The organism is Gracilibacillus thailandensis (assembly GCF_010994055.1).
Lineage (GTDB): Bacteria > Bacillota > Bacilli > Bacillales > Amphibacillaceae > Gracilibacillus > Gracilibacillus lacisalsi.
This window is the reverse complement of sequence record NZ_WJID01000003.1, coordinates 39,057-64,303: the sequence shown is the minus strand read 5'-3', so window position 1 is coordinate 64,303 and position 25,247 is coordinate 39,057. Positions and strand designations below refer to the sequence as shown.

Sequence of the window (25,247 nt, the reverse complement as noted above, 5' to 3'; positions counted from 1 at the left end):
CACCCTATTCCTCATTCGCTTGCTGTTTCAAATATTGTGCAAGCATTTCATCCGTTTCTTTCGCGAGGCGTTCTTTTTCCTCTGTCGAAGTTTCTTTCTTTGTCTGTTGTTTGGCTTGCTGTTTTTGTTTTTTATACCAATCCGGTACAATGTCTTTTTTAGTATTTTTATACGAAAATCGTTGATTACTTTTTGAACTATTGGTCCATTGCTGGTATTTCTTATTTTCAGACTTGGCAAGTGTCATAGCTTGTCTGACTGTTTTTACATTTTTTCGTGCCCAGTGACTGGCGATTTTCTCTAAATAACTTTTAGAAAGTTTCATATCTGTTTTTAATAAAACATAATGAATTAAAACATTCATGACACCTGGATTTAAGCCCTGGCTTGTCATAACCTCACTGATCACTTTTAAATCTTGTTGTGATGCCTGATTTCCATCAGCAAGGTCCTCTAAAAGTTGTCTTGGTGAAATGTGTTCCAACATTTCAATAAATTGTTCTTCTTTTGATTTTTTGGTTGTTTTTGCCGGTTTGTCCGGTAATTTTTGTTTATCAGAGCTAACATGGATGGACACTTGCTTATTAGATCCGCTAATAAGGTCCATACAAGCATTTTTAAATTCTTCTGTTTGTAACTGGTTTTCATCATTAATAGACCAGAGTAATGCTTTTTCTATATCTTGATTGTGTAAATCGTATGCAACATACATTTGATTAATCAATTTCCTTGTTGCCGGAGTTAAGATCGATTGGATAGGTAGCATCCGTTGTTTTAACATTTGCTCTAACCATTCAAAGTCCACTTTCTCCTGTATTGGCACTTCGACAACTTGCTCTTCCGCTTGTAGATCAGATGGATTTGGTTGTTGATCAACAAGTTGAAACACTTCCTCAAATCTTGCCGTCGTTTCTTTTTGTTCTTTCTTTTCACCGTCTTGTTTAACAAATGCTTGTTTTACTTTTTTAAACTTGTCACTTCCAAGCTGATGATATAATAAGTGACTTAAAAAATCATTCTCAAAAAAACGAGCTGGTGATTGAGGTGGATGTAACAGATAATGATAAGCCTTATGTTCTTGTTGTTCTTGTTCAAATGTTTGCAATAAGCCAATTGCTTCTAGTTTTCTTCTCGCTCTATAAATACGATCGAGCGGTAAACCAATATAATTCATCAACATGTGATGTGTTTGAAAATTGGTAGATAATGTTGACTCTGTGTACAGTGTTTGATAAAGGGATAGCGCATCAATACCGATAAGAGGTTGATATAAGTGTGTTAATGCATTGGTATAGGATAGTGGCAGCTCCTGAGACATTTCAACTATATATAATTCTGATGGTAGTATTTTTCCGATGTCACCGAGTTCCATATACACAGCCCCTTCCTATCCATTACTCGTTCTGATCATTATTATCATTACGGATTAAGTCCTTTAATTCATCTAAAAATACACTGATATCTTTAAACTGGCGATAAACCGAAGCAAATCGCACATAAGCTACTTCATCGACATCAGCTAAGCGATCCATTACCATTTCACCGATCTCATCACTTTTTACCTCCGAAGTACCTCTGTTACGTAGTTCCTTTTCAATTTCCACTGCGATATGTTCTAACTGTTCAAGTGCTACAGGGCGTTTTTCACATGCTCGTATTAAGCCTCGCATTAACTTATCACGACTATACTCTTCCCTTGTCCCTTCTTTTTTAACTACAATTAACGGGACTTCTTCGATACGTTCAAAAGTAGTAAAACGAAAATCACATGATTCACATTCTCTTCTTCGTCGAATCGATCGTCCTTCTTCAATTGGCCTGGAGTCTAAAACCTTTGTGTTTTTATAGTGACAATGTGGACATCGCAATCTCAATCATCCTTCATTCATTATTCTTTCGTACCAATAAAGTCTAGTTCTTTTTTTATTTTATCATAAAGTTTAGGAATTAATTTATGGCTGTAACCAAAGTCAAATGGAATAGCTGATTCTGTTGTTGCAGAAATATCAATGGCCGTACGATAAGGTTTTACCATAATAATAGTCATGATAACAAATACTTTTCTACCTGCCTTATAATTAAAGCTGATTTCCCCATGATCCTTTGAGATACCGACGATCTGACATTCTTTCATATTCCGGAAAAGTGGCTCTAATTTATCGAATGCTTTATCTTTTGTTGTTTTAAAATAGTGTGTTTGCAAAGCAGGGTCCCAATGCTTGTCTCTCGTTTCCGAATGATTATTAAAATGCTTATTTAACGTGTTACGAAATGACATAAACTTACACCTCATTATGTATTTTTGTTTACTTTTAATTGTAACATGTTTTTAAAAAGAAAACGATTAATCTCCATTAGAAACAGCCAGCCAACCATCTAATGATTAAAACTCTCATAAATGACCATGACAAAAATATACAACCCTACCCCGTGCTCTAATAGATAGTAGATATATACTGCGAAGTAATGAAAGTACTGTTTGCTCGAAACTAAATGCACAGTTATCTATGAAGTAATTTTGACATTTATCGTGATCATTACCGCCACTCCGGCTGCCCACTTCCCTTTCCGTGGGGTTTGCCCTTCAGCTAACTTTTTCGAGCAAAACCGCTCGAAAAAGTGGATCTTCAGGACAAACAATTCCCACAGGAGTGAAAGTGGGCGGCCTTCGTTAAGATATGCTCCACAACGCTTATCCGAAATCAGATAGGCGATTTCTCCACCATATGTAGCGTAGGGTACGACTATGTTAAAAGTGCTTTCGCAGACCGATAAGTACTGTAATTAAACAGAAAAGTTTAGTTCCATGAGTTTATTTCTTTCTATAATCAGATAACAAAAGTAGCGTAGGCAGAATACGGAGACTCCTGTGGGATCAGCACGAGCCGAAGATCCACTTGGTAAAGTGCTTTTCTTTACCAAGTTAGCTGAGGCCGTGCCCACGGAAAGTGCAGTATTCTGCCGAAGCGGTTTGTCTGCACTCTCTATGTCAAGAATGGAGGAGAGCAAATACACGTGCAAGTTACTGCGCAGTTTATGGATGTTGTTCATCATTCTTCAAAAGTAAAAACCCGTTTCATTGGTTCTCGAAACGGGTTCCTCGTTTTCAGCCTGTTTATTGTACTTTTATATTTTTCATTTGGACAGCACCCATACCTCTTGGTACTTCCAATTTTTCTGTTGATTTGGCTTCTAAGTGTTCTTCAATATATGCAACCGCAACATTAGGATCAATTATGTCACCACAAGTATATACATCAATACTTGCATAACCATGCTCCGGAAAACTATGAATCGTTAAATGGGACTCGGAAATAATGACCACTCCACTTACACCAAAAGGTGCAAATTTGTGAAAGGCAACTTCTCTTACCTCAGCACCTGCTTTAAGAGCGGCATTAACAAATGTTCTTTCGAGACGTTCGATATCATTTAACATATCAATATTACATTCCCATAATTCTGCTATTACATGTCTTCCCATTGTATCCATATATTACTCCCCCTTGTTCGCTAATTCTTTCGAATAATAATGCCTGATATGCCTCGGGGGAAAGTTAGTCCAAAGAGGTCCTAACCCTTTAAGCAATCATTCGGTTGCCATTATTCAAAAGTTCTCGTTACAGGCTAATCATTCCTTTAAATGATTTAGCTGCAAAAAGATTATATCTACTTTTGTCGACTTTGACAAGACAAAATTACTTACCTTTGTATTTTTCACAATACTTAATTGATTAATTCCCATTTTTTGAGGATGTTTATTAATTGAATTTCTGACTCTTCGATGGAACCACTATTATCAATCACTGCATCAGCAAGTTCTCGTTTTTCTTCGATATTCATTTGACTATTCATTCGGTCTCTGGCTTCTTTCTCAGTCAGGTCATTTCGTTTGATAAGACGCTGTAATTGCACATCCTCCGTAGTATAAACTACTATTGTTTTTTCAACTAAATATGTAAGATTATTTTCAAACAAAAGCGGGATATCCATCACAATCGATCGGTATCCTTGTTGAAGTAGCTTTTCTTTTTTGGAAATCATTCTCTTTCGAACAGCGGGATGGACAATAGCATTTAATTGTTCTCTCTTGCTCTGATCCTGAAAGATGATCGATCCAAGCAGCTTGCGATTTAGCGTTCCATCTTCGAGTAAGATTTCTTCACCAAATGTTGCTGCTATTTTTTTTAACGCTTGTTCTCCCGGTTCTACTACTTCACGCGAAACGATATCGGCATCAATAACCGGAATCTGATACTTTTCCTGTATCATGTTACTGATGGTTGACTTCCCTGTTGCTATGTTACCTGTTAATCCAATAATCAATTCTTTCACCCTTTTCAATCGACACCTTGTCCACCTTTATCCATCAAAAAGGTAAAATAGATAGTGGTACTGGGATACACGTTCTTATTCGTATATCCCAGTTGCTACATAAACTTAAGAACCCTTTTCATAATGAACGGTGTGTCTTGTTTAAACTACCATTTTCCATATCCCAATAATAATAAGCAGACATCCTGGGATAAATGACATGTTCTTTAACCCTTTAATATTTGCGCAATATTTACCAACATTTACACCTAATAATAAAAAGACAACGGTTATGCAAAATACATATAGTGGTGTAAAAATCGGGGAAGCACCCAGTATATAAATCCCGATTCCAGCACCAAAAGAATCTAAGGATAGGGCGATTCCAATCAGAATTGGTTCCACACCATTAATCTTTCCTGAACGGTCAATGTCAGCTGTCATTGGCTTCTTTAAAATTTTTATAAAAAAAGCGCAGAGCGCTCGTATAGAAACGAAGCGACTGGAGCGAATCAATTGCATCCTTATGCGTTTACGAACCGATGAAGACTTACCGTTGGGTAATTCGTGATTTCGCTTCGTTTCTTGGCGATCAGAGCTAGACAGATCGCTATTTTCTTTCGTTCTTAAAAAAGGAATATCTTTCTTCTTTTTTTCCTGAAATAGTGAAATTAATAAGACGACACCTACGAGCGCCAAAATAAATCCTCCCACTATTTCTGTAGAACGAATCGAGATAATAGAAGATAAAATCGAACCTGATAGCATTGATATGGCAAAAACTATCCCGACCGTCGCCGAAATTAACAGCAACGCTCGAACAGGTAACGTCAATCCTCTTAATCCGTACGTAAATGCTATTAAAAAGCTATCAATGCTAATTGCTATAATAAGTAAGGTTAACATCATCTTCTTTCATTACTCCTTCATACGTCGTTTCTGTATTATATGGAGTAAGGAAAGAAGTTGTGAGAATTTAAATCGGCTGGCAGGTCGGACAATAGTGTGTTCCACGTCCATTTACTTTTATTTTCATAATGGTATCTTCACATCTACTACATGGCTTCTCATTTTGCGCATATACATTTAACTTTTGCTGAAACATACCAATTTGACCTTGTGAGTTGACATACGAGCGAATCGTTGTTCCTCCTTGCTTTACAGCATCCTCTAACGTCAGAACAGCCGCTTGTTTGATTTTAATGACTTGTTCATCAGTTAGACTTACACCTTTGGTTAATGGATGAATTCCTGCCAAAAACAAGGTTTCATCTACATAAATATTTCCTAAACCTGCAATAACCGATTGATCCAATAATATATTTTTAATATTACGCTCACTCTTTTGCACTTTCTCTTTAAATGCTTGCACGGAAAAATCAGCTTCTAGTGGATCTTTTGCTAACAAAACAAGTGGTTTCTTTGTTGCTTCTGTTCCTTTTTCCTGCAAATGCATCGTTCCAAATTTTCGAACATCCCGGTAACGTAAATCTGTTCCATCAGTAAACCGGAAAATAATATGAGTATGTGGTACAACCTCTTCTTTCCGATCATGCACACCATATTTTCCTTCCATTCTTAGATGAGATACTAAGACATGCTCGTCCAGATCAAACAATAAAAATTTACCTTTCCTGCGAATATCATGAATTGTTTGTTCCTGGATTAATGCAATAAATTGCTCCATATCATCTGGCTCTTGAATGATTTTTGGCCAAAACACATCAACGGATTGAATGGTTTTGCCAATTACTAATTGTTTTAAAGTCTGTCTAATCGTTTCTACTTCAGGTAATTCTGGCATTTTCTTTTAACTCCTTACTTCGCATCATACCAAGTGTCCCCCTGTTCAACATCCACTTTCAAAGGAACAGTTAGTTCGATCGCATTCTCCATGACATCCACAACAAGTTGAGATATCGCTTCTAATTCTTCTTCAGGTACTTCCAGAATCAATTCATCGTGTACTTGTAATAATAATTTTGCTTGGTAGTTTTCATTCTTAAGTTGTTGGCCTAATTCAATCATTGCTAATTTGATAATATCAGCGGCACTTCCTTGAATTGGTGTATTCATCGCAGTACGCTCTGCAAAACTTCGCTGATTAAAATTTCTGCTCGTAATGTCAGGTAAATACCTTCTTCTGTTCATAATTGTTGTAACATATCCATGTTGCTTCGCTTCTTGGACGATTTCATCCATGTACTCTTTTACACCTGGGTAGCTTTCCAAATAACGGCTAATAAACGATTTTGCTTCTTTTCTAGTAATCCCTAGACTTTGTGATAACCCATAATCACTTATACCATAAACAATACCGAAGTTAACCGCCTTAGCCTGACGTCGCATATTGGAAGTGACTTCTTCCTCCGCCACATGGAATACATCCATAGCGGTTTGGGTATGAATATCCTTATCTTGTTTGAATGCATCCTGTAACCTTTCGTCCTTAGCAATATGTGCTAACACTCGTAATTCAATTTGCGAGTAGTCTGCTGCAATCATCTTCCAACCTGCAGTAGATGGAATGAAAGCTTGACGGATTTTACGCCCTTCCTCAATTCGGATTGGGATATTCTGTAAGTTAGGATCGATTGAACTTAATCTTCCTGTCTGTGTTAATGCCTGGTTAAAACGAGTATGAATTTTACTAGTGTCCTTATGAATTACTTTTAATAATCCTGCGATGTATGTTGAATCTATTTTTTTCAATTGACGGTATAACAAGAGCTTGTCAATAATGGCATGTTTTCCTTGTAATTGCTCTAATACATCAGCAGCAGTAGAATACCCCGTTTTCGTTTTCTTAATCACAGGTAATTCTAATTTTTCAAAAAGGATCGGACCAAGCTGTTTTGGTGAGTTTATATTAAATTCTTCACCTGCTAACTCGTAAATTTCTTTTTCTAAAGTTGCAAGGCTTGCTTTTAACTCTTCACCCATATCAACGAGACGCTGTTTGTCCACCTTTACACCCGTTGCCTCCATTTCACCTAAGACAAGCGCAAGTGGTAACTCCAGATCAATGAGCAATGCCAATTGCTTATTCTCTTTTAATGCTTGTTCCATTTGTTCTTTCAGTTGATAAATCATATTCGTTTTCCGGACAATATGCTCTTCCCATTGCTTGGTTTCTTCAGGTAAACCTTTCTTTGCTCCTTTACCATATACCTCTTCATCAAACAGCACATTTTTTTGACCAAATCGGTGGCTAATCGCAGGAATGTCATGATTGTTTTCAGATGGATTAATTAGATAAGATGCTAACAGGGTATCGAAGGCAATACCTTTGATGGAAATCGATAATCGCTTTAATAGAACAGTAATTTTCTTAGCATCAAACACATATTTCTTCTGGTTTTCATCTTCTGCCCATTCTTTGAACACTTGTGAACTTTCAAGTGTAGAAATCGGAATGAAATACTTACCATTGTCATTCACCAATGAAGCACCAATCATCTTCTCAGTATGATAATTTTCATCTAGTATTTCTATTTCAAATGCGTCATGTCCAGTAAAAATATCTTTTTTAATTTCTGTCAGATTTTCATATGTAATATCTTCTAATGCTTCTGACTGTTCAGTCTCTTCCACATCACCATCTATCCGATTTAATAAGGACTGGAAGCCTAAATCCAGAAAGATTTCTTTAACATTTTGATCGACATATCCTTCGTACAGTGTATCATCGGCTGCTATTTCAATTGGTGCTTGTAGATTTATCGTTACAAGCTCTTTGCTCATAAAGGCTTCTTCTTTATTTGCTTCTAGCTTCTCTTTTAATTTTTTCCCTGATACTTCATCTAAATGTTCATATAAATTTTCCACCGTTTCAAACTGTTTGATCAGTTTAACAGCTGTTTTTTCTCCAACACCTGGTACACCTGGGATATTATCAGATTTGTCTCCCATCAATGCTTTCAGGTCTATGATTTGTTCCGGTGTAACTTCCATATCTTCTTTCAATGTTTCTGGTGTATAGGTCATGACATCACTAATACCTTTTTTCGTTAGTCTGACATCGACTTTGTCAGAAACTAGTTGTAGCAAGTCCTTATCACCTGAAATTACTTTAACTTGCCAATCCTTATCTTTAGCCTGATTGGCAACCGTACCAATAATATCATCTGCTTCATAGTTTTCTAATTGATAATGTTTAATGTTAAACGCATCTAATAGTTGTCGCAAAACCGGAAACTGTTCACTTAATTCAGATGGCGTTTTCTCTCGTCCGCCTTTATATTCCTTGTATGTTTTATGGCGAAATGTCGTTTTCCCAGCATCAAATGCAACAAGCATATGAGTAGGCTGCTCTTCTTCCAAGATTCTTAATAACATGGTGGTGAAGCCGTATACCGCATTCGTGTATACGCCTTTATCATTATTTAATAATGGTAAGGCGAAAAATGCACGATATGCAATACTGTTTCCGTCGATTAATATTAATTTATTCGTCATTTTACCGATCTCCTTTTTGGTTCAATACATTGCTTATATTTTACCATGATTGCAAATGATTATAAAAACTTTCGTTACTCTTGTCACCGTCTTTATATATAAATTAACTAATGTAAAATAGATATAAACTGTGAAGTAGCTTAGTTACAGAGTTAACAGGACTTCTCTTCCGGGGATATCTCTTTCTCTTCCCTGGATATCCTTTGCTGTTCCGGGGATATGCCCTTCTCTTCCCTGGATATAGTCGTTTATCCTCGGAAGAGAAGATCTTTTCCCTGGAAGAGAAGCCTTTTTCCTCGGAACAGATCGGCGCTTCCGGGGATATCTCTTTTCCATATCCTACGTTACTGCACAGTTTATGGATGTTGTTCATCAATTTAATCTTCACTAAAAATAGGACCAACCTGATTCCACATAAGGGGACACAGGTTGGTCTAAGCATTGATTATTCGATATATCCTAACAATAAATCCGCATATGGTGATCCTTGCGGGATAATGATGGTTGTTTCGCCATCTATTGTTTCTTTGTATGATTCAAGTGTTCGATATAGCTGATAGAATTCTGGATCTTGTGAGAATGCTTCATTATACATTTCTGCAGCTTCCAATTCCCCTTCAGCACGGATTTCTTCGGCTTCAGCATTTGCCTTCGATAACATTTCTGTTACATCACGGTCGGCATTGGCGGTAATTCTGCTCTTTTCCGCTTCCCCTTGGGATAAATATTGCTGAGCTTGTGATTCACGTTCAGAGATCATCCGGTTAAATACAGATTGTTCATTTTCTTCTGGCAAATCAGTCCGTTTAATGCGAACATCATCTACCTGAATCCCATAGTTATCCCTTTCTAATAGCGTATTAACACGGTCTGTAACTCTTTCATTAAGGTCACCTCTTGTGCTTCCTTCATCATTAATAATCTCATCATAATCCATGGATCCAAGTTCGGATCGAATAACTGAAAAGATAAACTCTCCCATTCTTGCTTCTGCACCCATTTCCGTTCTAGCATTTGCAATCATTGAAGCAGGATCCGTAATTTCCCAAATCGCATAATTATCAATAATCATACGCTTCTTATCTAAAGTATTGATTTCACGCTCCGTTACATCATATATTAGCTTTTTCTTAGGTAGTGTTGTAACTGATTGTAATATGGGTATCCTAAATTTCAGGCCAGGTTCATCTTTAATGTCAACCACTTCGCCAAACTGACGAACAACCTTGTATTCTCCTTCTTTCACAACATACATACTACTTACAAAAATGATCAAAAGTACAACTGTAAGTAAAAAGACAACACCAATTTTAATTAATCTTCTTATTTCTTTTGGTGTCATTTTCTTCATTTCATAGACATTATTCTGATCTGTCATTATTATTTCCCTCCTCACTATCGTCAGTATCATTATCTGATTGATTGTCTTCGGAGGACTCTGTTACTGGTGGTTTGGTAGATGATGTGTTTTCTCCTAACGGTAGATATTTCAATGTATTTCCATCATCATTCATAATGTAAATGTTTGCACCTGGCAAGACTTGATCAAGTGTTTCTAACACCAGTCGCTGTCTTGTAATATCAGGATTACTTTCATATGCATCATATAATGCGTTGAATCCTGCTACATTCCCTCTCGCTGTTTCAATTCTTTCAATTTTATCACCTTCAGCTCTTGAGATAATGGCATCCTTTTCCCCTTGAGCTTCCTCATATATCTCATTACGATATTTATCTGCTTCATTTTTCTTGGTATTCATTGTTTCACGAGCATCCGTTACTTTCATAAAAGCCTGACGCACTTCTTCATTAGGTAAATCTACTTCTTGCAATTTAACATCCTGAATCGTAATTCCAACTTCATAATCTTCCATAAGCGATACTAATAAGTCCAATACTTCATTCTCGATTTCAGCTTTACCATCTGTTAGTGCTTCGTCAATTGTAGAAGATCCTATGATACTTCTTAAAGAAGCCGACGTCGCATTATAAAGTACTTGTTGTGGATCGTTTGAATTAAATAAGTATTTACTTGGCTCAATGATTTTCCACTGAACAACTAAATCTGCTTGAAGAATATTCTCATCTCCGGTAATCATTCGCACAACATCTGCATCTTCTTCGTTTTCCGGGTCATATCCAAAGTTCAAACTAAATGTTTCCTTTGATAAAGTTTCTACTGTTTGAATTGGCCAAGGCAATTTAAAATGAAGACCTGGTTCGGTCGTTCCTTCTTCTGCTTTACCAAATGTAATTAAAACAGCTTGCTCTGATTCATCTACGGTATACCAACTCGTTGCCGCAAATAAACCTAAGACAACTACAGCTACAACAATCCCGATCCAGCTGTATATTTGCTTTAAAGTCATTCCATTTCCCCCTTCTGTACTTCCTCTGTAACTTTACCATACAACCAGTAAATACGTAAGATGTTACAGAAAGGTTTCATTTTCTTTACAAAAAAAGTGGTGAAAGAATCTATTCCATTCTCTCACCACTTTTTCGGTATTTTTACGGTAAAGCATGATCCTTTTCCCATTTCACTTGTGACGGTTATCGTGCCTTGGTGTGCTTCAATAATATGTTTTACAATGGCTAATCCTAAGCCTGTTCCTCCCGTATTGCGGCTTCTTGCTCTATCTACACGGTAAAACCTTTCGAAAATACGTTGTCTTGCTTCATCAGGTATACCAATACCAGTGTCTTCTACTTCGATTATCACTTCATAATCATTTTCATCAACTCGAAGGAATATACTTCCTTCTTCAGCAGTATAATTAATCGCATTATACATTAAATTTAATACTACCTGTTGTAAGCGGTCTGGATCACCATGAAAGGAAATGTTCGGTTTTATTTCTTTGGTAAATTCCAGTGATTTTTTACTTGCTTGTTGCTCGATTAACGTCAAACTGCTTTGTAACCATTCGTCCACTTCAATAAGTTTGGTTGAAAGCTTCATTTCTTCTTTTTCTATTTTGGACAGCTCGAGTAAATCATGTACTAACGATTGTAAACGAGTGCTTTCTTTTAAAATGATCGTTAAAAATTGTTCTTTAATCGCGTCGTCTGCTTTTTCATCTTCTAACAATGTTTCAGCAAACCCGCGAATCGATGTTATCGGTGTCTTTAATTCATGAGACACATTTGCTACGAAATCTTTTCGCATTTCTTCGACTCGCTTCAAATCTGTTATATCATGAAAAACAAGGACAGCTCCCTTTAAATCCTTTACATCGTTAATAACAGGTGCTCCTGCAACTTCAAAATAATGTTTTTCACCATTTATTGTTTTGGTAATATTACCAGTCATTTTTTCTTCATACAAAAAAGTTTCCTGTACCACTTTATGAATTGTCTTATCCTGTAACACGTCATAATATAGGAAGCCAATATAGTCAACAGATTTTTTACCAAACATTTGCATGAATTTCCGGTTGATCAAATGGACGTATCCACGTTCATCAATTAACATCAATCCACTTTCCATGTTATTCATCACTGTTTTCCATTGACTACCTTGCATTTTTTCTTGAATGGTCATTTCTTGTAAATTTCTTGCCAGTACATTAATTGCATTACTTAACTGTTGTGCTTCACCGTAAGGCTTTACATAAGTGCGGGCATTATAATTCCCTTTAACAAGTTCATTTGTAACATTAATGGACGCTCGAATTGGACGAACATAGTTTTCAAACATATGATATATTAATATCAATAATATGATAAATCCAATAATTAAAGAAAATAGCACAAAAAATTGCTCTTCCCCAGATGTAAGAGGCAAAATAACAATACCTATTAAAATAAATACAGAAGCTGTCATCAAAATGTAGCGATAAAACAGATTTATTCTTTTTTTGGCGTCCATTAATATGGCTCCTCCATTTTATAACCAAGCCCTCTAATCGTTTTAATATAGACTGGATGTTTCGTATCCGGTTCGATTTTCTCACGTAAATGGCTAACATGCACATCTACAATTCTTGTATCACCAACAAAGTCATAATTCCACACTGCACTAAGCAATTGATCACGTGATAAAACTTTTCCTTTATGTTTAGAAAGATAGTGTAATAGCTCAAATTCTTTACGGGTAAAGCTAAGAGGTTCCCCTTTTATCGTAGCTTCATATTGTTGTGGATAGATAAGTAAGTCAGAAATTTTAATAAACGGCTGGTCTGCTGCTCCTTCTTGTTTTCTAGTCCTTCGTAAGATCGCTTTAATTCTCGCGACTACTTCCTTCGGGCTAAACGGTTTTGTTAAATAGTCGTCAGCACCCAGTTCTAGCCCTAACACTTTATCAAATTCATCATCTTTTGCCGTTAACATTAAAATAGGTGTTTCAATTTGCTTCTGTCGTAAAGCTTTACACACTTCTGTGCCTTCCATACCTGGTAACATTAAATCTAATATAATTAAGTCAAATTCTCCGGTAGCCGCTTTATGTAAACCTTCCACTCCATCGAAAGCAGTATCCGTTTTAAAACCAGATTTTTCAATGTTATATTGTAATAAAGTTACAATAGATTGTTCATCATCAACGATTAATACTTTCTCTTCCATAAAAAAAGCACCCCATTTTTATATCTATCTTAATTTAATCATACATGGACGTGCAATTAATGTGAATAGATTTACACTAGAAAAGTGATAATTACTTGTAAATTTTTCTTTACAATATTAATTTATATTAATGTCCTATTTACAAATGAAGTAAGCACTTGATTTCTTTTAACCGTTAGTTTTTTGTTATGGTAAATGTGTAAGAAAAATAATAATTGACGGGAGTTGTAAAAATGAATAACCAAAATAAACAAATCCTTTTAGCTAAACGTCCAAGTGGAACACCCAGTAAAGATACCTTTCAGTTTGTTACAACAGATATAAAACAGCCTGAGAAAGGCGAAGTACTTATTCGCACCTTATATGTTTCAGTAGATCCATATATGCGCGGGAGAATGATTGACGCTCCTTCTTACGTAGCACCTTTTCAATTGAATGAAGTAATTGAAGGTGGAGCAATTGGTGAAGTAATTGAGTCACAGTCTGATCAGTTTACTGAAGGTGATATAGTCATTGGCGGATTTGGATGGCAGACATACTATACTGCTAAAGAAAAGGAAATTAGGAAACTAGATAAAGATATTGCCCCTATTTCTACTCACTTAGGTATTCTAGGGATGACTGGATTAACTGCATACTTTGGATTACTCGAAATTGGTAAGCCAAAAGAAGGTGAAACTGTCGTTATTTCCGGAGCAGCTGGAGCTGTTGGATCTGTTGTTGGCCAAATTGCCCGAATTAAAGGCGCACGAGTTGTTGGAATAGCTGGTTCAGATGAGAAGCTTCAATACTTAAAAGAAGAATTACAATTCGACGAGGCGATTAATTATAAAAAAGCATCAAATCTCAAGGATGATTTGGCAAATGCTTGTCCAAACGGTGTAGATGTTTACTTTGATAATGTTGGTGGAGAGATCTCTGATGCAGTACATGAACTCTTAAATAAATTCGCACGCATTCCAGTTTGCGGTGCCATATCTAGCTATAACTTGGAAGCCGAGGATATTGGTCCACGAGTACAAACTACGCTTATTAAGAAAAGTGCTTTAATGCAAGGTTTTACCGTCGGAGATTTTGCCAATCTATTCCCTAGTGGTACAGCTGAACTTGCAAAATGGCTGAATGAAGGAAAATTAAAATATCAAGAAACAATCAAAGAAGGCTTTGAAAATATCCCTGACGCGTTCCTAGATCTATTCAAAGGTAACAACATCGGAAAACTATTAGTAAAAGTCGCAGATATATCTGATTAATAGCTTTCTTTCAATTGAAATAGGAAAAACTGAGCAAAATTCGCTCAGCCCTTATCACAAAATGATCAGATTTACGCTTCCTCTAGTGGTATTATGGAATAATATCAACTGCTTGATCACCACTCCGGCTGCCCACTTCCCTTTCCGTGGGGTTTGTCCTTCAGCTAACTTTTTTGAGCAAAACCCGCTCAAAAAAGTGGATCTTCAGGTCAAACAATTCCCACAGGAGTTGAAGTGGGCGGCCTTCGCTATTATCAGGCTCTACAACGCTAGCATGAAGTAACACAGCTGCTTTTATACTCACGGATAACGGTCCATTGTAAAAAAAGTCAACCTATCACTTCTGACTAGAATTGTTGCACACTCATAGCGGAGACTAATTACATAGACTCCTGCGGGAATAGCGCGAGCCGAAAATCCACTTTACAAAGTGTTTTTCTTTGCAAAGTTAGTTGAGGCCGTGCCCACGGAAAGCGAAGTAATTAGTCGGAGCGTTGGCAACCACACATAAAATATGTCAAAATAACTACTTCGTTAAACATGGTCATTGCGCTGATTATATACTTCCTTACCTTTTAACATAGAAAAAGCACCGGTTATCCGGTGCTTTTTTCTTAGTCCATATTTTTAATTAATTCATCAGCAAATTCTGATGTTTTCACTTCTGTTGCGCCATCCATTAGACGTGCAAAATCATATGTTACTACTTTAGAACCGATTGTTTTGTCCATAGATTTAAGGATTAATTCACCAGCTTCTCTCCATCCTAGGTGTTCAAGCATTAATACACCAGAAAGAATAACAGAAGATGGGTTTACTTTATCAAGACCAGCATATTTAGGAGCAGTACCGTGTGTAGCTTCAAAAATAGCATGACCTGATTCATAGTTAATGTTTGCACCTGGAGCAATACCGATACCACCAACTTGTGCAGCAAGTGCATCAGATACATAGTCACCGTTTAAGTTCATTGTAGCAACTACATCAAATTCTTTTGGACGAGTAAGAATTTGCTGTAAGAAAATGTCGGCAATCGCATCCTTTACAATAATACGGCCAGCTGCTTCCGCGTCAGCTTGTGCTTTATCAGCTGCGTCACGACCTTGTTCTTCAACAATTTTGTCATATTCAGCCCAAGTGAATACTTTGTCACCGTATTCTTTTTCAGCTAATTCATAACCCCAATTTTTGAAAGAACCTTCTGTAAATTTCATAATGTTACCTTTATGTACTAGTGTAACACTCTTACGTCCTTCATTAATTGCATACTCAATTGCAGCACGCACAAGACGACTAGTACCTTCTTTAGATACTGGTTTTACACCTAGACCAGAAGTTTCAGGGAAACGAATGTTTTCAACACCCATTTCATTTTGAAGAAAGTCGATTACTTTTTTCACTTCGTCAGATCCTTCTTGCCACTCAATACCAGCATAGATGTCTTCTGTGTTTTCACGGAAGATTACCATATCTGTATCTTCAGGACGCTTAACAGGAGATGGTACACCTTCAAACCAGCGAACTGGACGCAAGCAAGTAAATAGATCTAACTTTTGACGTAATGCTACGTTTAAGGAACGGATACCTCCGCCGATTGGCGTAGTAAGAGGTCCTTTAATCGCAATTTTATAGTCACGAATTACATCAAGTGTTTCTTCTGGTAACCATTCACCAGTTTGGTTATATGCTTTTTCACCAGCAAGAACTTCTTTCCATTCAATACCCTTTTCACCGTTATAAGCTTTTTCAACAGCAGCTTCTAAAACTCGACTAGCAGCAGCCCAAATATCTGGACCAGTTCCGTCCCCTTCGATAAAAGGAATGACTGGTTTATTAGGTGTTTGCACAACACCATTTTCTACAGTAATTTTTTCACCCATAATTCATATTCCTCCTAGATTCATTAATATTTATATCATTTTCAAAAGAAAATGGTTAACGCTGATTGATATCCACGTATACTTGTTTTTGTGGACCTACATATTCTGCACGTGGTCTGATTAAACGGTTGTTTTCATATTGTTCTAAAATATGTGCAATCCAACCTGAGAAACGACTCATCGCAAAGATTGGTGTGTAAAGATCATGTTTAATCCCTAAACTATGGTACACCGAAGCGGAATAGAAATCAACATTGGCAGGTAAGCCTTTTTCAGATTTAATATATTCTTCTATCTTTTCAGACATTTCATACCATTTTTCCATTCCTTGCCGTGCTGTAAGTTCTTTGGACATTTTTTTCAAATGTTTTGCACGTGGGTCGCCCGTCTTATAAACGCGGTGGCCCATACCCATGATCTTTTCTTTATTCGCCATTTTTTCTTTTACATATGGAATCGCATTATCGACTTCACCGATTTCAAGTAGCATTTCCATTACACGCTCATTAGCACCACCGTGAAGCGGACCTTTAAGCGCACTAATTGCAGCAGTAATACCTGAATAAATATCTGATAATGTCGCGACACATACTCGTGAAGTGAAAGTAGAAGCATTTAATTCATGATCTGCATGGAGCACTAATGCTTTGTTAATTGCTTCTGTTTCTAGATCACTTGGCTCTTCCCCATTCAGCATATATAGGAAGTTTGCTGCATAGCTTAAGCCTTGTTTCGGCTGAATGATACCCTTTCCATCGCGAATACGAGAAAAAGCGGTTACGACAGAAGCAACTTGTGCTTGCAATCGCACAGCTTTACGCTTGTTTGCCTCATCTGTCATCTCATCAGCTTCAGGATCGTATAATCCAAGCAGTGAAACCGCTGTTCTTAAAGCTGCCATTGGATGAACATTATGTATATCATAAGACTTAAAATGTTCTACTATTCCATCTGGTAATGTCATATTTTCAATTAAGTCTTTTTCCAGCTCGGCTAACTCTTCTTTGTTTGGAAGCCTTTTATTCCATAATAAAAAGACAACCTCTTCAAAGCTAGCATTTTCTGCCAAGTCATCAATTGTATAACCGACATATGTGAGCTGGTCATCAATAATGGAACTTACCTTTGACTCTGCTGCTACTACCCCTTCAAGTCCTTTCGTTGTTGACATAACATCCCTCTCCTTTTCTTATCCAAATTGCTTTTATTTCTATCGTTCAAGCGATAAAAATAATGGTGCTTTTGAACATCCCCATGCCTATTATAAACAAACAAAAAAAGATAGTAAATGAAAACGATTAAAATTTATCATATAATCTTGTTTTCTCTCATAGCTTGTATTACCTTTCCTTACTTAAGAAATGGAAGTGCGTCAATCATTCTGATAATAACATATGCAATTCCTGCACCGATTAACGGACCTACTGCAACACCTTGAAACGCTACAACGGCAATGATAGTACCAATTACTAATGCAGTTGTGATCTCGGGATCGTTTGCTAACAATGAAAGTCCATGTCTGGCAACGACTGCTACAAAGATACCTGCAATAAGGGCAACCCAGGCATGATACGACTTTACACTTTGCATTAAATCTTTAAACCCAATCTCGCCTGTTGCAATCGGGATTAACACAGCAACTGTTATGATGATGACGCCCCAGCCAATTCCTTTATCTTGTATATATGGAAAAAGCTTGTCATCAATTTTTAATAATTTCATGCCAAAAAGTATGTATACAGCTACCATAATAGCCTGATTTTTTGCAATGTACCCTAGCAAAAATAGTATGAATAAAAATATCGTTGAACTACTTAACATAACATGTCCTCCACTGCATTCTAACCAATGCTAATCTTATCACAAAGTGCTAAATTTTTAAAAAAATAACCCCTGATTTCAAAGGAGACTTTCAATATGATGAACAGGCAAATGTTACTAAGGATCTTTTACCTGATTGCAATTCTTTCTGCGTTGTTTTTAACCGCTTATTTAATTATCCAATTTCTATTTCCGTTCTTTTTAGCTTGTATATTTGCCATTCTTTTATATCCAATTATTCAATTAATGCATGTTCATCTCAAAATCCCTTATGTACTCAGCTGTCTATTGGGAATAGTAATCGCTATCGTTAGTACGATTATGGCGCTGTTTTTTATTGGTGTGGAATTATTACAAGGAATTATTTATTTAGCAAAATGGATTCCAGATAATCTCCGGTTTTTACTAGAACAGTCTATACATCATTTTAATCAATGGGTTCAACCACTCATTCAAAAGGCGAATCAATATATCCATAGTCTGCCTGAAGAACAGCATACCATTATTGAAGAACAATTAGCCGAAATAAGTATAAGTATTGCCGATCAAATCGCCTATTTATTAGAGATCATCTTGAATTGGCTTGGAAACCAAGTGTCCAGTTTACCTGGATCTGTCATGATCTTAATTTTTTCTTTCTTATGTACTTTTTTTATCTGTAAAGATTGGGACAAGTTCTATCAATATGTTGCGGAAAAAGTCCCTTTATCATTCATCGAAATTACACAAACTGTTTCTATTCAAATAAAGTCAAAGATCATTCGGTATTTAAAAGCACAATTAATACTAATTTCCATTACTTTCATTATTATCCTGATAGGGTTAAGCTTATTCCAAATTAAACATGCTTTTACAATAGCTATTTTGATGGCATTAGTAGATCTATTACCGATATTAGGAACGGGGATTATTTTTGTACCATGGAGTTTATATTTATTTATGACAGGAGAAACGACTTTGGCTATCTGCTTATTTTCACTTTATTTATTCGTCATTCTACAAAGACAAATACTAGAGCCAAAAATCGTTTCCAATGCTTTGGGGATTCATCCAATCTTGACGATTACGACCATCTACTTAGGTTTTCAACTATTTGGCGTTAAAGGAATATGGCTAGGGCCTGCTATCCTATTTGTTGGAAAAGCATGTAGTGAAGCCAACCTGTTCCATATCCTTTGGCAATACATTAAGCATAATCGGATTAGCGTCGATAAATCGTAAATCTCCCACTATCCATCCATTTACGTGCGATGTTTTGGAACATATTTTTAAACGGTCTTCTTGTGAAAGGAATTAATAGACAAAAACCGATAGCATCTGTTATAAACCCTGGAGTTAACAGGACGACACCACCAATTAAAATACAAATCCCGTCAAAAATGGAGTCCTGTGGTGGATATCCCATACTCATGGACTCTCTTGCCTTTCTTAACGTTTCTAAACCTTGTTGTTTAGCTAACCAAGCACCAAGCACTCCGGTTAATATAATCAATAGAATGAGCCACCATGGACCAATATAACCACCTGCCCAAACAAAAATTCCAATTTCCAATGCCGGAACGACCAAAATAAATAAAAGTAACCAACGAAACATAGTATCACCCTTTTTTTGATTAAGAAAACTTGGTTTGTCGCTATATAGAGGCGAAACCCCCGTTTTCTTAAACTATCTTAAAATCTGAAAGTGTAAAAATAGAGAAGAAGGTAACCTTCTTCTCTATTTTCTCCACATTATAATACACTAGCATGACCAGCGTAAATATCACCTTTCTGTGCATCAATCGTGATATCTTGTCCATCATTAATCAATTCAATTGCTCTTTCTACACCTACGATCACCGGAATACCTAAGCTTAGACCAACAACTGCAGCATGAGAAGTCAAGCCACCTTCTTCTGTAATAATTCCACCGGCTTTCTCGATAGATGGCATCATGTCTTTGTCTGTACCATAAGTGACAATGATATCATCTTGCTTTACTTTTAACTTAGCTTCTTCTGCATCTTTACAAATAACGGCTCTCCCGTAAGTACTACCTTTACCAACACCTTGACCTTTAGCCAAAACATCTCCAATTACATGGATTTTTAGCAAGTTAGTTGTACCACTTTCACCAACTGGAACACCGGCAGTAATGATGACACGGTCACCGCGTTTGAAATGGTTAGTTTTCAACCCTTGTTCTATTGCTTCTTCCAACACGTCGTCTGTAGTATGTGCTAGTGTCCCAACTATGGTTTCGACACCCCATACTAACGCTAATCTTCTACTTACTTGCTCTTCAAAAGTAACAGCAATAATAGGTGATTCTGGACGATATTTCGAAATCATACGAGCTGTAAAGCCACTAACCGTTGGTGTTAAAATGGCATCAACATTTAGATTCATTGCTGAATGATTTACAGATTGACTAATTGCATCGGTAATGGTTACATCAGACGCTTTGGAACGAAGGTCAAGCATCGCTTTATGATCGATCGCTGTTTCTGCTTTCTTCGCAATGTTACTCATTGTTTCTACCGCTTCAATTGGATAGTCACCAGCAGCAGTCTCACCTGAAAGCATAATCGCATCTGTTCCATCTAGAATCGCATTGGCAACGTCTGATGCTTCTGCTCTTGTTGGTCTTGGATTGCGTTGCATAGAATCAAGCATTTGAGTCGCTGTAATAACTGGTTTACCAGCATTGTTACATTTATAGATCATTTCCTTTTGAACAAGTGGAACTTCCTCTGGCGGAATTTCAACACCTAAGTCACCACGTGCAACCATTAAACCGTCACTTACTTGGAGAATGGCATCTAAGTTGTCGACACCTTCCTGGTTCTCTATTTTAGGAATAATTTGGATATGTGTTGCATTCTGTTCTTCCAATAATCCTCTAATTTCCAACACATCTGATGCACGTCGAACAAAGGAAGCAGCTATAAAATCAACGCCTTGCTCAATCCCAAATTTAATATCTGCTGCATCTTTTTCTGTGATGCCTGGTAGATTTACACTTACGTTTGGAACGTTAACACCTTTTTTATTTTTTAGTAATCCAGAGTTTAACGCTACTGTTTTTAATTCGTTTCTATCTTTAAGAATTTCTGTAACTTCCAGAGCTATTAAACCATCATCTAATAGTAATTTAGACCCTACTTCGACATCATGAATTAGTTGCGGATAAGTTACTGAAATCCGTTCATCGTTTCCTTCAATATCATCCATTGAAACATACACGGTATTACCTTTAACAATATCAGCTTTTCCATCTTTTAAAGTACCTGTACGAATTTCAGGACCCTTCGTATCTAATAAAATGGCAACTGTTTTTCCTAATTTTTTCGCAGCATTACGAATGTTTTTAATTCTTGCTCCATGCTCATCAAAATCTCCATGGGAGAAATTTAAACGGGCAACATTCATCCCTGCCTCAATCAATTGTTCTAATTTTTCTTCTGATTCTGATGCTGGTCCAATCGTACAAACGATCTTAGTTCTTCTCATTTTGCTTCCTCCTTCAATCTCTAAACCCTATTATGACTATGTGTATCGATATTTATCAAATTAAATAGACAGTTGATTAGCTAATTTATACATGTTCATGTTAACAGCATGTTTTTTAGCTAAAACATCTGATATATCATGATCAACTACAATATTATTTTCAATACCAACCATGCGACCTCCGATTCCATCCAGCAATAAGTCGACAGCTTTTGCACCTAAACGACTTGCTAATACACGGTCATATCCTGAAGGTGAACCACCGCGTTGAATATGGCCAAGTACTGTTACACGTGTGTCCATGTTAGTTTCTTCTTCAATACGCTTTCCATATTCAACACCACTGCCGACACCTTCAGCAAGAATGATAATACTATGTTTTTTACCTCGTTCCTGTCCTCGCTTCAACTTACCTACAACACTTTCGAAACTTTCTTCTTGTTCTGGAATGATGACAGTTTCCGCACCATTTGCAAGACCAGCCCATAAAGCTAAGTCACCAGCATCTCTTCCCATTACTTCAATTACATATGTACGCTCGTGTGAGGTAGCTGTGTCTCGAATTTTATCCACCGCATTAACGATGGTATTTAAAGCTGTATCAAATCCAATCGTATAATCAGTACCTGGAATATCATTATCAATAGTACCAGGAACACCGATACACGGAAAACCTTTTTGAGTCAATTTTTCTGCACCACGAAATGACCCATCTCCACCAATAACAATGAGTCCTTCTATTCCAATTTCTCGCATTTGCTCGATTGCTTTTTGTTGCCCCGCATCTGTCTTGAATTCTTCGGAACGAGCGGAGTATAGAATCGTTCCACCTCGTTGGATAATATCCCCAACAGAACCTAGTTCCATTTTCTTAATATTACCTTCCATAAGACCTTCATATCCGTTATAAACGCCATAAACTTCTAATTCATGATAGATTGCTTTACGAACAACGGCACGAACTGCTGCATTCATTCCCGGTGCATCTCCACCACTTGTTAATACACCAATTTTTTTCAAATCAATCACCTCATTAACAAAATAAATTGCCCTACAACATTTCTCCCCATCTTTTATGTCTTTTAAACTATATAGGAATTCCACCTAAGATTATACATGAAATAAAAACGAAACTCACCCCTAAACATTATAATTTTAGCGTATTTCTCTTCACATTGAAAGTTTTTTTGTTTTTTTATCGTTTATCAAATTCAAAAAACTCTATTTATCTTTATAATAAATAGTATTAGATATAATATATACTGCGAAGTAATGAAAATACTGTTTGTTCGAAACTTAATTTACAGTTACCTATGAAGGCATTTTGACATTTATCGTGATCATCCGGCTCCTCACTTCACTTGCCTTGATATAATCGTTTATCCTCGGAAGAGAAAACTTTTTCCTTGGAACAGGATAGCTCTTCCAGGGATATCTCCTTCTCTTCCCTGGATATAATCGATTATCCCCGGAAGAGAAGACTTTTTCCTTGGAACAGGATAGCTCTTCCGGGGATATCCCTTGTATTACCGCACTATTTTCACAAACGCAATTAGAAAAACCTCTCCTGAAGTTGGAGAGGTTTATTTGAATTTAGACTTCTACTTTTTCTATGGATGATTGGACTTCACCGATTTGTTTGTACTTTTCCCATCGTTTTTCGAGTAGAGAAGTTTCATTTTCCTCTTCTAACTCGCGTAACGAATCATCTAATACTTTGCTGATGCTTAAGGCTTGGGTGACCTTGTCACGGTGTGCTCCACCAAGTGGTTCTGGTATTACCTCATCAATAACATCTAATGCTTTTAAATCAGGAGCAGTTATTTTTAACGATTTTGCAGCTTTTTCTGCTTGTCCCGAATCTTTCCAAAGCAAAGCAGCTGCACCTTCTGGAGAAATAACGGAGTAAGTGGAATTCTCTAGCATGTGAATTCGGTCTCCTACACCAATACCTAAAGCTCCACCACTTCCACCTTCACCAATTACCACACAGATGATTGGGACTTTAATACCTGCCATCTCCATCAAGTTTCTAGCTATTGCTTCACTTTGACCACGTTCTTCTGCAGCTTTACCTGGATAAGCACCTTTGGTATCAATAAAAGTAATAATCGGTCTGTTGAACTTCTCTGCTTGTTTCATGTGGCGCAATGCTTTTCGGTACCCTTCAGGGTGTGGACTTCCAAAATTACGTTTAATATTATCTTTCGTATTTTTACCACGTTGTTGCCCAATAATTGTAACAGGCTTGCCTTTGTACTTGGCGATTCCTGCAACAATCGCTTCGTCATCTCCGAAAAAACGATCTCCATGAAATTCAATAAAATTAGTAAATAATTGCTCAATATAGTCTAATGAAGTAGGACGTTCTGCGTGACGTGCGATTTGTACACGATCCCAAGGTTTTAACTTCCCGTAAATTTCATTTTCTAATTTAGCTAGACGTTCTTCCATTTTACTTATTTCATCAGATAAATCTATATCACTGTCTTTTGTCATAGCTTTTAATTCTTCTATTTTTTCACGTAATTCAATAACAGGTTTCTCAAACTCCAGCACTTGTTTCAACTGTTTCACCTCCATATCCATGGATATCCAATATCGTTCCTAGTGTATCTCGCATCTCCGCGCGCGAGATTACTTTATCGACTTGTCCATGTTTCAACTGAAATTCAGCTGTTTGAAAATCTTTTGGTAACTTTTCACGAATGGTTTGTTCAATAATTCGTCTACCGGCAAAACCGATTAGTGCACCTGGCTCAGCGAAATTGTAATCGCCGATCGAAGCAAAACTAGCAGATACTCCACCTGTAGTAGGATTTGTCATTACGGAAATAAATAACCCATTTTCACTATGCAAACGTTGAATGGCAATGGACGTCTTAGCCATCTGCATCAGACTTAATATACCTTCCTGCATACGAGCGCCACCTGAGGCAGTGAAAATGATAATCGGCATTTTTTCTTCACGAGCTCGCTCTATCGCTCTTGCAATTTTCTCGCCTACAACAGATCCCATACTTCCCATTCGAAAACGAGAATCCATAATTGCGATTGCAGTTCTGCTCTCGTGTATTTTACCTTCACCAGTTACTACAGCTTCATTTAATCCAGTTTTTATTCGATCTTTTTCTAATTTTTCTTCATACTGAGGAAATTGTAGTGGATTTTGCGATAATAAGTCTTTATCCCACTCCTCAAAACTACCTTCATCAAATAGACTGTTAATACGGTCATATGCAGAAATTTGATGATGATGTCCACACTCCGGGCAGACATTTAAGTTTTTTATAAGCTCTTTTTGATAAAATATCTTTTTGCATCCATTGCATTTTTGCATCAAACCTTCTGGTACATCTTTCTTTGCATTCTCACCAGGAATGGAAGCATATTTTTTCTTTTTTCCAAACATCAACAAGGAAGATTCCTCCTTCTTCATTACACTACAATGTATTCAAATCTA

General features: G+C 36.8%; 23 protein-coding genes. 3 read left to right on the top strand and 20 right to left on the bottom strand.

What is annotated here, in order from left to right:
* Positions 1-4 precede the first annotated feature (4 nt).
* The 12 genes from GH715_RS01810 to GH715_RS01755 all read right to left on the bottom strand — a co-directional run bounded on the left by GH715_RS01810 (position 5) and on the right by GH715_RS01755 (position 13,338).
* On the bottom strand, positions 5-1,372 hold the full coding sequence (locus tag GH715_RS01810) for a replication initiation and membrane attachment family protein (RefSeq protein WP_153834133.1): 1,368 nt from the start codon (positions 1,370-1,372) through the stop codon (positions 5-7).
* 22 nt (positions 1,373-1,394) lie between these two features.
* Entirely contained in the window at positions 1,395-1,868 is a 474-nt protein-coding gene (nrdR, locus tag GH715_RS01805) for a transcriptional regulator NrdR (RefSeq protein ID WP_153834132.1), read from the bottom strand.
* 20 nt (positions 1,869-1,888) lie between these two features.
* A complete protein-coding gene (locus GH715_RS01800; RefSeq protein ID WP_018931292.1) occupies positions 1,889-2,278 on the bottom strand; it encodes a hypothetical protein in 390 nt (129 codons plus the stop codon).
* 837 nt (positions 2,279-3,115) lie between these two features.
* The gene (gene speD / locus GH715_RS01795; protein ID WP_153834131.1) at positions 3,116-3,493 is read right to left on the bottom strand and encodes an adenosylmethionine decarboxylase; all 378 of its coding nucleotides are present in this window, start codon (positions 3,491-3,493) and stop codon (positions 3,116-3,118) included.
* A gap of 233 nt (positions 3,494-3,726) precedes the next feature.
* Positions 3,727-4,335: a dephospho-CoA kinase gene (gene coaE / locus GH715_RS01790; protein ID WP_163578403.1), complete on the bottom strand. Its 609-nt coding sequence runs from the start codon at positions 4,333-4,335 to the stop codon at positions 3,727-3,729.
* 141 nt (positions 4,336-4,476) lie between these two features.
* Positions 4,477-5,223 (bottom strand): manganese efflux pump, encoded by a 747-nt coding sequence (locus tag GH715_RS01785; protein WP_153834129.1) that lies wholly within the window; start codon positions 5,221-5,223, stop codon positions 4,477-4,479.
* 67 nt (positions 5,224-5,290) lie between these two features.
* Entirely contained in the window at positions 5,291-6,118 is an 828-nt protein-coding gene (gene mutM, locus GH715_RS01780) for a DNA-formamidopyrimidine glycosylase (protein ID WP_153834128.1), read from the bottom strand.
* Between the two features lie 14 nt (positions 6,119-6,132).
* Positions 6,133-8,772: a DNA polymerase I gene (gene polA, locus GH715_RS01775; protein ID WP_153834127.1), complete on the bottom strand. Its 2,640-nt coding sequence runs from the start codon at positions 8,770-8,772 to the stop codon at positions 6,133-6,135.
* 445 nt (positions 8,773-9,217) lie between these two features.
* A complete protein-coding gene (hflC, locus tag GH715_RS01770) occupies positions 9,218-10,150 on the bottom strand; it encodes a protease modulator HflC (protein WP_153834126.1) in 933 nt (310 codons plus the stop codon).
* A complete protein-coding gene (hflK, locus tag GH715_RS01765; RefSeq protein WP_153834125.1) occupies positions 10,134-11,141 on the bottom strand; it encodes an FtsH protease activity modulator HflK in 1,008 nt (335 codons plus the stop codon). The genes hflC and hflK overlap by 17 nt, the downstream gene beginning before the upstream one ends.
* Before the next feature lie 122 nt (positions 11,142-11,263).
* Entirely contained in the window at positions 11,264-12,643 is a 1,380-nt protein-coding gene (gene pnpS, locus GH715_RS01760) for a two-component system histidine kinase PnpS (protein WP_153834124.1), read from the bottom strand.
* Positions 12,643-13,338, bottom strand: a complete 696-nt coding sequence (locus tag GH715_RS01755) for a response regulator transcription factor (protein ID WP_018931283.1) — start codon at positions 13,336-13,338, stop codon at positions 12,643-12,645. The genes pnpS and GH715_RS01755 overlap by 1 nt, the downstream gene beginning before the upstream one ends.
* A 233-nt stretch (positions 13,339-13,571) precedes the next feature.
* Here GH715_RS01755 and GH715_RS01750 point away from each other — a divergent pair, with 233 nt between their 5' ends.
* Complete coding sequence (locus GH715_RS01750; protein ID WP_153834123.1) at positions 13,572-14,591, top strand: NADP-dependent oxidoreductase; 1,020 nt, start codon at positions 13,572-13,574, stop codon at positions 14,589-14,591.
* A gap of 61 nt (positions 14,592-14,652) precedes the next feature.
* Positions 14,653-14,874, top strand: coding sequence for a hypothetical protein (locus GH715_RS01745; RefSeq protein WP_163578394.1), 222 nt, complete (start codon positions 14,653-14,655; stop codon positions 14,872-14,874).
* A 331-nt stretch (positions 14,875-15,205) separates the two neighbouring features.
* On the opposite strand, the gene icd is transcribed toward GH715_RS01745, so the two are convergent.
* The 3 genes from icd to GH715_RS01730 all read right to left on the bottom strand — a co-directional run bounded on the left by icd (position 15,206) and on the right by GH715_RS01730 (position 18,292).
* Positions 15,206-16,471 carry an NADP-dependent isocitrate dehydrogenase gene (icd, locus tag GH715_RS01740; RefSeq protein WP_018933531.1) on the bottom strand — a complete coding sequence of 422 codons (1,266 nt, stop codon included), beginning with the start codon at positions 16,469-16,471 and terminating at the stop codon, positions 15,206-15,208.
* A gap of 55 nt (positions 16,472-16,526) precedes the next feature.
* The gene (gene citZ, locus GH715_RS01735; RefSeq protein ID WP_153834122.1) at positions 16,527-17,642 is read right to left on the bottom strand and encodes a citrate synthase; all 1,116 of its coding nucleotides are present in this window, start codon (positions 17,640-17,642) and stop codon (positions 16,527-16,529) included.
* Between the two features lie 179 nt (positions 17,643-17,821).
* On the bottom strand, positions 17,822-18,292 hold the full coding sequence (locus tag GH715_RS01730; RefSeq protein ID WP_153834121.1) for a DUF441 domain-containing protein: 471 nt from the start codon (positions 18,290-18,292) through the stop codon (positions 17,822-17,824).
* 96 nt (positions 18,293-18,388) lie between these two features.
* Between GH715_RS01730 and ytvI the strand changes: the two genes are divergently transcribed.
* The gene (gene ytvI / locus GH715_RS01725) at positions 18,389-19,513 is read left to right on the top strand and encodes a sporulation integral membrane protein YtvI (RefSeq protein ID WP_153834120.1); all 1,125 of its coding nucleotides are present in this window, start codon (positions 18,389-18,391) and stop codon (positions 19,511-19,513) included.
* On the opposite strand, the gene GH715_RS01720 is transcribed toward ytvI, so the two are convergent.
* The 5 genes from GH715_RS01720 to accD form a co-directional block, all read right to left on the bottom strand.
* On the bottom strand, positions 19,494-19,886 hold the full coding sequence (locus GH715_RS01720) for an FxsA family protein (protein WP_153834119.1): 393 nt from the start codon (positions 19,884-19,886) through the stop codon (positions 19,494-19,496). The two genes, ytvI and GH715_RS01720, sit on opposite strands and share 20 nt — an antisense overlap.
* A 137-nt stretch (positions 19,887-20,023) precedes the next feature.
* On the bottom strand, positions 20,024-21,784 hold the full coding sequence (gene pyk, locus GH715_RS01715) for a pyruvate kinase (protein ID WP_153834118.1): 1,761 nt from the start codon (positions 21,782-21,784) through the stop codon (positions 20,024-20,026).
* A gap of 60 nt (positions 21,785-21,844) precedes the next feature.
* Positions 21,845-22,804 (bottom strand): 6-phosphofructokinase, encoded by a 960-nt coding sequence (gene pfkA, locus GH715_RS01710; RefSeq protein WP_153834117.1) that lies wholly within the window; start codon positions 22,802-22,804, stop codon positions 21,845-21,847.
* Positions 22,805-23,377: 573 nt separating this feature from the next.
* Positions 23,378-24,352 (bottom strand): acetyl-CoA carboxylase carboxyl transferase subunit alpha, encoded by a 975-nt coding sequence (gene accA / locus GH715_RS01705; protein WP_153834116.1) that lies wholly within the window; start codon positions 24,350-24,352, stop codon positions 23,378-23,380.
* Entirely contained in the window at positions 24,330-25,196 is an 867-nt protein-coding gene (gene accD / locus GH715_RS01700) for an acetyl-CoA carboxylase, carboxyltransferase subunit beta (RefSeq protein WP_228760239.1), read from the bottom strand. Before accD ends, accA begins: the two co-directional genes overlap by 23 nt.
* Positions 25,197-25,247 lie beyond the last annotated feature (51 nt).

Excerpts from the sequence above, each read along its gene's own strand:
- GH715_RS01810 (WP_153834133.1), bottom strand. The coding sequence starts at position 1,372 with ATGGAACTCGGTGACATCGGAAAAATACTACCATCAGAATTATATATA.
- GH715_RS01800 (WP_018931292.1), bottom strand. The coding sequence starts at position 2,278 with ATGTCATTTCGTAACACGTTAAATAAGCATTTTAATAATCATTCGGAA.
- speD (WP_153834131.1), bottom strand. The coding sequence starts at position 3,493 with ATGGATACAATGGGAAGACATGTAATAGCAGAATTATGGGAATGTAAT.
- GH715_RS01785 (WP_153834129.1), bottom strand. The coding sequence starts at position 5,223 with ATGATGTTAACCTTACTTATTATAGCAATTAGCATTGATAGCTTTTTA.
- mutM (WP_153834128.1), bottom strand. The coding sequence starts at position 6,118 with ATGCCAGAATTACCTGAAGTAGAAACGATTAGACAGACTTTAAAACAA.
- polA (WP_153834127.1), bottom strand. The coding sequence starts at position 8,772 with ATGACGAATAAATTAATATTAATCGACGGAAACAGTATTGCATATCGT.
- hflC (WP_153834126.1), bottom strand. The coding sequence starts at position 10,150 with ATGACAGATCAGAATAATGTCTATGAAATGAAGAAAATGACACCAAAA.
- hflK (WP_153834125.1), bottom strand. The coding sequence starts at position 11,141 with ATGACTTTAAAGCAAATATACAGCTGGATCGGGATTGTTGTAGCTGTA.
- pnpS (WP_153834124.1), bottom strand. The coding sequence starts at position 12,643 with ATGGACGCCAAAAAAAGAATAAATCTGTTTTATCGCTACATTTTGATG.
- GH715_RS01755 (WP_018931283.1), bottom strand. The coding sequence starts at position 13,338 with ATGGAAGAGAAAGTATTAATCGTTGATGATGAACAATCTATTGTAACT.
- GH715_RS01750 (WP_153834123.1), top strand. The coding sequence starts at position 13,572 with ATGAATAACCAAAATAAACAAATCCTTTTAGCTAAACGTCCAAGTGGA.
- GH715_RS01745 (WP_163578394.1), top strand. The coding sequence starts at position 14,653 with ATGATCAGATTTACGCTTCCTCTAGTGGTATTATGGAATAATATCAAC.
- icd (WP_018933531.1), bottom strand. The coding sequence starts at position 16,471 with ATGGGTGAAAAAATTACTGTAGAAAATGGTGTTGTGCAAACACCTAAT.
- citZ (WP_153834122.1), bottom strand. The coding sequence starts at position 17,642 with ATGTCAACAACGAAAGGACTTGAAGGGGTAGTAGCAGCAGAGTCAAAG.
- GH715_RS01730 (WP_153834121.1), bottom strand. The coding sequence starts at position 18,292 with ATGTTAAGTAGTTCAACGATATTTTTATTCATACTATTTTTGCTAGGG.
- ytvI (WP_153834120.1), top strand. The coding sequence starts at position 18,389 with ATGATGAACAGGCAAATGTTACTAAGGATCTTTTACCTGATTGCAATT.
- GH715_RS01720 (WP_153834119.1), bottom strand. The coding sequence starts at position 19,886 with ATGTTTCGTTGGTTACTTTTATTTATTTTGGTCGTTCCGGCATTGGAA.
- pyk (WP_153834118.1), bottom strand. The coding sequence starts at position 21,784 with ATGAGAAGAACTAAGATCGTTTGTACGATTGGACCAGCATCAGAATCA.
- accD (WP_228760239.1), bottom strand. The coding sequence starts at position 25,196 with ATGTTTGGAAAAAAGAAAAAATATGCTTCCATTCCTGGTGAGAATGCA.